This is a genomic window from Protofrankia sp. CiP1_Cm_nod4 (assembly GCF_982290645.1).
This window is the reverse complement of sequence record NZ_CEVIVC010000080.1, coordinates 17,003-23,393: the sequence shown is the minus strand read 5'-3', so window position 1 is coordinate 23,393 and position 6,391 is coordinate 17,003. Positions and strand designations below refer to the sequence as shown.

General features: G+C 68.3%; 5 protein-coding genes, 1 pseudogene and 2 riboswitches. All 6 genes and pseudogenes read left to right on the top strand.

Annotation, left to right across the window (positions count from 1 at the left end):
* Positions 1-309 precede the first annotated feature (309 nt).
* Positions 310-1,347: a class II fructose-bisphosphate aldolase gene (gene fbaA, locus AC5LSR_RS15620; protein ID WP_250285305.1), complete on the top strand. Its 1,038-nt coding sequence runs from the start codon at positions 310-312 to the stop codon at positions 1,345-1,347.
* A 587-nt stretch (positions 1,348-1,934) separates the two neighbouring features.
* Positions 1,935-2,083, top strand: a riboswitch (cyclic di-AMP (ydaO/yuaA leader).
* Positions 2,084-2,090: 7 nt separating this feature from the next.
* Positions 2,091-2,810, top strand: coding sequence for a transglycosylase family protein (locus AC5LSR_RS15615; RefSeq protein ID WP_250285306.1), 720 nt, complete (start codon positions 2,091-2,093; stop codon positions 2,808-2,810).
* A gap of 601 nt (positions 2,811-3,411) precedes the next feature.
* Positions 3,412-3,577: riboswitch (cyclic di-AMP (ydaO/yuaA leader) on the top strand.
* Positions 3,578-3,582: 5 nt separating this feature from the next.
* Positions 3,583-4,326: a transglycosylase family protein gene (locus AC5LSR_RS15610; RefSeq protein WP_250285307.1), complete on the top strand. Its 744-nt coding sequence runs from the start codon at positions 3,583-3,585 to the stop codon at positions 4,324-4,326.
* A 234-nt stretch (positions 4,327-4,560) separates the two neighbouring features.
* Complete coding sequence (locus tag AC5LSR_RS15605) at positions 4,561-4,995, top strand: DUF3151 domain-containing protein (RefSeq protein ID WP_250285308.1); 435 nt, start codon at positions 4,561-4,563, stop codon at positions 4,993-4,995.
* Between the two features lie 108 nt (positions 4,996-5,103).
* A complete protein-coding gene (locus tag AC5LSR_RS15600) occupies positions 5,104-5,463 on the top strand; it encodes an ATP-binding protein (RefSeq protein ID WP_250285309.1) in 360 nt (119 codons plus the stop codon).
* A gap of 341 nt (positions 5,464-5,804) precedes the next feature.
* Positions 5,805-6,391 (top strand): annotated as a pseudogene (locus AC5LSR_RS15595) (hypothetical protein); the annotation flags it as partial.

Here is a 6,391-nt window from a genome sequence, read left to right as displayed (position 1 = left end):
CGACGCGCCCGAGCCGGTCATGGGCTGCCCCGGCTGCGAGCGGGACGATGTCACCGGGTAACCGAAAACGTCACCGGGTAACCGGAAACCGACGGACGACACCGCTCCCGACGAAGCCGGGAGTGAGGACGACGGCATAGTGCACCACACCCGACAGAACATCCGTACTCACCCGTTGCGGCCGTCCTACCGGACGGGGAGCGTTCGTCATACCCTTCGCGCAACTTCCCGGCACGGCACACGTCCGAATCGGTAAAATATCACCGAACCGGGCATGCCGCGCCCCGACTGTCCACAGGAGCCAGACCGATGCCCATTGCCACCCCAGATATCTACGCCCAGATGCTCGACCAGGCCAAGGCGGAGGCATTCGCCTACCCTGCGATCAACGTCACGTCGAGTGAAACCCTGAATGCCGCACTGAAGGGCTTCGCGGACGCCGGGAGCGACGGTATCGTACAGATTTCCACCGGAGGGGCCGAATTTCTCTCCGGTACCCGGGTGAAGAACATGGTGCTCGGCGCGCAGGCGCTGGCCGAGTTCGCCCACCATGTCGCCAAGGCGTACCCGGTCAACATCGCGCTGCACACCGACCACTGTCCTGCCGGCAAGCTCGACACCTACCTGCGCCCCCTGGTCGCGATCTCCAAGGAGCGGGTGCTCAGGGAGGGCCGCGAGCCGCTGTTCCAGTCCCACATGTGGGACGGCTCCGCGGTCGAGATCGAGGAGAACCTCAAAATCGCCGACGCGCTGCTGGCGGACACGGCCCAGGCGAAAATCGTCCTGGAGGTGGAGATCGGTGTCGTCGGCGGTGAGGAGGACGGCATCGTCGGCGCGATCGACGAGAAACTGTACAGCACGCCCGAGGACATGTGGCGGACCGTCGAGGTCCTCGGCGCCGGGGAACGGGGCCGCTACCTGGTCGCGGCAACCTTCGGAAACGTGCACGGGGTATACAAGCCGGGCAATGTGAAACTCCGTCCGAGTATCCTGCGGGATGGTCAGCAGTATGTCGCGCAGAAGCTCGGGCTGCCAGCCGGGGCCAGACCTCTCGACCTGGTCTTCCACGGCGGGAGCGGTTCCGACCTGTCCGAGATCCGCGAAGCGGTGGATTACGGCGTGATCAAGATGAATGTGGACACCGACACCCAGTACGCGTACACCCGGCCGGTCGTCGACCACGTCTTCCGGAACTACGACGGCGTTCTGAAGGTGGACGGCGAGGTCGGCGTGAAGAAGCACTACGACCCGCGCAGCTACGGCAAGGCGGCCGAAGTCGGCATGGCCGCCCGAGTCGTGAAGGCGTGCGAGGACCTGCGTTCCGCGGGACGCTCCCTCGCCAACTGACCCCGCTTGGGCGGGACGGCCCCACAACACGCTCGCCAGACCGGGCTTCGTCGTCCGGCTGGCGAGCGTTCGCGTGCGGGTGCCGACCCATCGGCCTCCCGGCGCCCGGGTGACCGGATGGCCGTCACCTTTCAACGGCCATCCGTATATGACGCAGGTTCCGGAAAGGTCGCATCATCGTCGGATCACGGCACTGTACGTATGGTCCTGCCGTTCGACGTGTCTTCGGCTGAATCAGCGGTGTTCCGCGCCGCGGGCGCCGGGCCGGCCGGGCCCGGCTTCCGGCCCATAGCACGCGGATCGCCGGCCCACGCACTGGCTCCTATCCGGATAATCCGGCCCCGATCGCCACCGGCACGGCGGGATACCGAGTTTTCCCGGCAATAAAAGTATGATGAAATCAATAAGCGCGCGTACCCGTGCGCTACCATCCGCTCCCGGGCCCCGACAAGAGCCGCCGGCCCGGTGTGCGCATCCTCACGAAGCGTATTCCCCGCTTGTTCGGCGCCCAGCAATTGTTGTTATGGTCTGCGCCGTGCTCGCGACACAGCGAACACACGTCGGGCGGCACGCCGAATCCTGCCCTCGCCCGACGAAAACCCAAACTCGTGGCAGGAACGGGGGACCCACTTCTGGGCGCCGATACCGGGCGTCCTCGGGGTGAAGCCGCACATGCGGCCGGGCAGTCCCAGCCCGAACCCGACAGCTCACTTCGCAGGCGTGGGGAAGGGCATAAAACCAATATGTCCAGTGCACGTTCCCGAAATCGACAGCACGGAACCGGCCGAATCCGGCTGGGCGCGCGGGCGCTGGTAGTCGCTCCCGCGCTGGCCGCGGCGGTCGGCGGAAGCATCGTGATGTCACAGCCCGCCAGCGCCGCCACCACCTGGGCGCAGCTACGCCAGTGCGAGTCCGGGGGGGACTACACCGTCAATACCGGCAACGGTTATTACGGTGCCTACCAGTTCTCGCTGAGCACCTGGCAGAGCCTCGGCTACCCGGGGCTGCCCAGCGACGCCTTGCCAGCCACCCAGGACGAGGCCGCGCTGAGACTGGCCAACCGGTCCGGCTTCGGCCAGTGGCCGGTCTGCGGCCAGGGGATGGGCGCCGACCAGCTGGTGGCGAGCGCCAGCTCGTCCGGGGCCGGATCGCCCAGCACCGGCACCGGCACCGGCACCGGCTCGGCGGGCGCGGCCGGGTCGACCGGGGCCCAACGCTGGGTGGTGCGTCAGAGCGCGCAGAGTCTCGCGGACAACACGCTGTTCACCACCGGGCTGATCTATCAGGTGCGCTCGGACGTACGAGCCTGGCAGCGCCAGATGAACAGGCTCGGCTACCGGATCAGGATCGACGGCCGCTACGGCCCCCAGTCCGCCTTCGCCGCCACCCTCCTGCAGAACTCGCGGGGACTGCAGGTGGACGGTATCTGCGGCCCACGGACCTGGACGGCCACCTTCGACTGAACACGGCCAGCCAACCAACCGGCCAACCGGCCGAACAGCCGGCCGAACAGCCGGCAACTGGCCGAACGACCCAGCGGTCGAACGGCCTCTGGCGGACGGCACCGCCCACCGGCGGCACGCACAGTCCGCACACAGCCGGCCCACCCGTGGCTGGACATCCGACCGGACCGGGCTGGCGCGCCATGGACAGCGCAGCCACGATCCCCTTTCATGCCAGGCCTCCGGCCGCATCCAGGAGAACCCCGGATGCGGCCGGCCCGGATCCGGCCCGGCAGGGCCGGGGACCGCTCCGGACGGCTCCGCTTCCCGGAGTGCCCCAGAAGTGACAACAAGCACATTCACGATACGAAAGAAACTTCGTCCGTCACCATAAGTCACAGAAATCGGAGAAGGCGACCCCGCCGCGGGGCGGAGTCACACCGTCAGCTACGGTGACACGTTCAAGGCGCTTAGCCCATTCGGGTGATAACAGTCACGTCGGTGTAGTTCATCCGACACCCCGATTTGCTTCGATAGAACCAGACTCGCTAGAGTCCTCCCCACTCGCCGGATCGGTGAGGCCGCCCGGACGGACGCCGAGTCCTGTCCCCGTTCGGTACGGCCCGAGCTACCGCGGAGCCACAAGGACAGGATCGGGGGAACCACCATCCGGACGTCCGTCCACGGAGTCCTTGGGGTAAAGCCGGCAGTGCCTCCTGGTGCCACCGGCCGGGCCTGATTCCCGCCCGCACCCGACAGCTCACCTCGTAGGCGACGGGAAGGACCGACCCACATGCCGTCTGGTGGCAGGCACCGCGCCCCGCAACCTCCCTCCACCGTCATGAAGGTCCTGCGTACCACCGGTGCCGTGACGGCACTCGTGAGCAGTGGCCTGGCTGTCACGACCGCACCCGCAAGCGCCGCGACCGCTGACGACTTCGCCAAACTCCGCCAGTGTGAGTCCGGCGGGAACTATCTGATCAACACCGGCAACGGCTACTACGGCGCCTACCAGTTCGACGCCCAGACCTGGCATGCCCTGGGCTACTCCGGCCTGCCCAGCGGCGCGCCGCCGACGCTTCAGGACGAGGCTGCCTACAAGCTCTACAACGCCCGTGGCTGGTCCCCGTGGCCGTCCTGCGCGTCCAAGCTGGGCCTGAGCCGTAGCGGCCCGGCACCGTCGTCCAGCGGTATCGTCGCCCCCAGCGCTCCCACCACCAGCCCGGTACAGCGTGCGATTACTCCGGTGCAGCCAGCGATGACGCTGGAACGCGCCAAGGCCCTGCTGAACTCCGAGAACTTCACCGGGACGGCGCTGTCCAGCACACTGGCCGGCGAGGTCCGCCCCGACGCCTACGTCTGGCAGAGCGAGATGCGTCAGAAGAGGTTCATCCTCCAGGTGGACGGACGCTTCGGGCGGGAGTCCCAGGGACTGGCATCGCTCTACTCGTATCTGACCCGGGTGGACGACGGCGGCGCTGGAGTGGTCGGCAAGAACCTCTGGGACGTCACCGTCACCAACCCGACCGTCCTGTAGCATACCGGGTGCACCTTTCGTACCATTTTATGACTTTGAAATTTTGCGGCTAAAGGTCACGGGACGCTCAACGCCGTTCCTTTGCCGCCGGGTCGCGGCCGGGTGCCCTGCCCGCCTCGTACCCCGATCAGGTGATGGACCTGCCGGCTCTCCCCCTCCCGGCGGGTCCATCATCTGACGGACTTCCCCCTCCGGCTGGCTGCGCGGCCGGCCGGATCCGGCAGGATGAGCCCCATGACACCCTCGCCCGAACGACCGGATCTGCTCGGTGGCCCACCACCGGCCAAGCTCACCATCGATCCCGCCGCGGCGCAGGCGCTGAGCGCCGGCGAGGATCCGCAGACCGTCGCCGGCCGTTTTCCCGGCTCCAGCCTCGCCTGGGCAACCCTGGCCGAACGCTCCCTCGACGCCGGCAGCCCGGTGACCAGCTACGCCTACGCCAGGACGGGATACCATCGCGGCCTCGACCAGCTACGCCGCGCGGGCTGGCGCGGGCACGGGCCGATCCCGTGGTCCCACGAGCCCAACCAGGGCTTCCTGCGGGCGCTCGCGGCACTGGCCCGCGCGGCCACCGCGATCGGCGAGACCGAGGAGGCCACCCGCTGTCGCGACTTCCTCGCCGACAGCGACCCCCAGGCATCCGACGTCCTGGGGCTCAAGGCCACCTGAAGCCACCGGAGAGGCCCCGCGCGGCAACCCGCCAGCATGGGCCGCCAACGGCTCGCCGGCACTCTACTGACGTCCGATGTAAGTTACGGGCGATGCAGGCAGAGGCGGATGACGTTCGTCAACCGCACCGGAGAGCTTGCCGCGCTGGAACGCTGGTGGGCCTCGACCGACCCGCGGCCGGTGGTGGTCTGGGGACGGCGCAGAGTCGGCAAGACCGCCCTGCCGCACCGCTTCGTCGCCGGACGGCGGTCGGTCTTCCACACCGACGCCGGCCGCGCCGCCCGCGGCGAACTGGCGCAGCTGTCCGTCGCGGGCTCGCTGGTGCCGGCCAGCGGGACGCGGACCGGCCAGGCCCGATCCGCCTCGCCGTCTGCGCCCGCGAGGAGATCCGCAACCCGCCACCCGGAATCCTCACCGTCACGGCCGACGACATCTTCTCCCCGCTCTGACGCCTTCTCCCCGTCCTGACGCCGCGCCGGGCCCCGGGACCGATCCGCTGTCGACAGGTCGGCAGGAGCACTGAAGCGCGGCGGACACCGTCTCGATCCACGAAGTCCGTAAACCGCCTCGGGTGGGCCGGTGTCTCGGGGCGACGCGGCAAACCGGTCGGCACGACAAACGATGTGAATCCAGGATTGTGGCCACGGCACCGAATTCACGTCGTTCGGCAGCCAACGCCGCGGTCACGGCCGTGGTCGCCGGAACAGCGGACGGAACAACCGCCGGAACAGTGGCCTTGTTGTTTGCTGATACCGGTTTCAGCACGGACAAGGCCCGATGTATGCGGATCCGGTGCATACCGTGCTTCCATGCCCTCTGCCGAACACGAATCCCCGGTCGCCCTGACCAAGCTTGACCCGGACCTGATGGCCTGGCTGTTGGCCACCGTGTTCGACGTCAAAATGCCCGATTACCACCACGCTCGCACCGAGGCCACCGACGTCCGCGTCATGGTCCCGCGCACCTACCACGCCGACGGCATGGTGCTGTTCTGCGATCCGGTGGACCGGCCGCTGCTGGCGGCCGTGCTGGAGATCCAGCGTGGCCGGGACCTCGCGAAACAGCGAACTTGGAAGCTGTACGTGGCCCAACTGGAGGCCGAGCTGGACGTCGACACGGCGCTCGTGGTCTTCTGCCCCGACCCGGCGACAGCCCGCTGGTACCGGCGCATGCTCCCCCCGGACGGGCCGAGCGGCCTGCTGCTCCGGCCGCTGATCTTTACGCCGGGTGACGTGCCGCTGGTGGTGGACGTACGGCTGGCCCGGGCGAACCCGGCGCTGGCGGTGCTCTCCGCACTCTGCCACGGCGGTGGCGCCGAGGTGGACGCGATGTTCCCGGCGTTGTTGGAAGCGTTGCGTTCCGTAGGCCCACAGAAAGAGATCTTGTACTATGACGT